General features: G+C 70.1%; 1 protein-coding gene and 2 pseudogenes. All 3 read left to right on the top strand.

The genetic code is table 11. The features are described from left to right. Positions 1-460, top strand: a pseudogene (locus tag L810_RS39465) (flagellum-specific ATP synthase FliI); the annotation flags it as partial. Between the two features lie 5 nt (positions 461-465). After that, entirely contained in the window at positions 466-924 is a 459-nt protein-coding gene (gene fliJ / locus L810_RS39470; RefSeq protein WP_021163734.1) for a flagellar export protein FliJ, read from the top strand. 30 nt (positions 925-954) lie between these two features. After that, positions 955-1271 (top strand): annotated as a pseudogene (locus L810_RS39475) (flagellar hook-length control protein FliK); the annotation flags it as partial.

The raw sequence follows: 1271 nt of genomic DNA on the forward strand, positions 1-1271 counted from the left end.
GGCGCTCGTCGAGCGCACCGGCAACGGGCCGGAGGGCGGCGGCTCGATCACCGCGTTCTACACGGTGCTGACCGAAGGCGACGACCAGCAGGACCCGATCGCCGATTCGGCGCGCGCGATCCTCGACGGCCACGTCGTGCTGTCGCGTGCGCTTGCCGAGGCCGGCCACTATCCGGCGATCGACATCGAGGCGTCGATCAGCCGCGCGATGACCGCGCTGATCGACGAAACGCATCTCGACCACGTCCGGCAGTTCAAGCAGATGCTGTCGCGCTACCAGCGCAATCGCGACCTGATCGCGGTCGGCGCGTACGCGCCCGGCCGCGACGCGCAGCTCGACCGCGCGATCGCGCTCTATCCGCGCATCGAGGCGTTCCTCCAGCAGGGCTTTCGCGAATGCGCGCCGTTCGCGTCGAGCCTCGCCGGGCTCGATGCACTGTTCGACGCTTACGGAGGCTGATCCAGATGGCTCACGGCTTTCCCCTTCAGTTGCTGCTCGACCGCGCGCAGGACGACCTCGACTCGGCCGCAAAGCAGCTCGGCACCGCGCAGCGCGACCGCACCGCGGCCGCCGAGCAGCTCGACGCGCTGCTGCGCTACCGCGACGAATACCACGCGCGCTTCTCGCAATCCGCCCAGCACGGGATGCCGGCCGGCAACTGGCGCAATTTCCAGGCGTTCATCGACACGCTCGACGCCGCGATCGCGCAGCAGCGCAGCGTGCTGGCGGCGGCCGAAGTCCGTATCGACGAAGCACGCCCGAACTGGCAACAGAAGAAACGCACCGTCGGCTCGTATGAAATCCTGCAGGCGCGCGGCGTCGCGCAGGAAGCGAAGCGCGAAGCCCGGCGCGAGCAGCGCGATGCCGACGAACACGCCGCGAAGATCCTGCGCATGCGGGCCGACGCGGCCCGTTCGTCGTAACCGACCACCGCATTCGAACGAGAGAACGTCATGCCTCCCCTGCCCCTGCTCGGCGCGCTGCTCGACACCGCCGGCACCGCAATCCAGGCCGCCCGCGGCTCGGGCTCGTCCGGCACCGCCGCCGGCAACGATGCCACGGCCGCCGTGCCGTTCGCGCAGACGCTGAAGCAAAGCGTCGTCACGCGTCGCGATTCGTCGAATGCCGGCGTGCCGGATGCTTCGACGAAACAGGCTTCGTCGAAGCCGGCCGCCGGCACGAAGCCGTCCGCGACCGATGACGACGACGCAACCGACGATACGACCACGAACGCCGCCGCCAACCCCGACGCCGCCGCGCTCGCGGCCGC

It is taken from the genome of Burkholderia sp. AU4i, from assembly GCF_000466765.1.
Lineage (GTDB): Bacteria > Pseudomonadota > Gammaproteobacteria > Burkholderiales > Burkholderiaceae > Burkholderia > Burkholderia cepacia.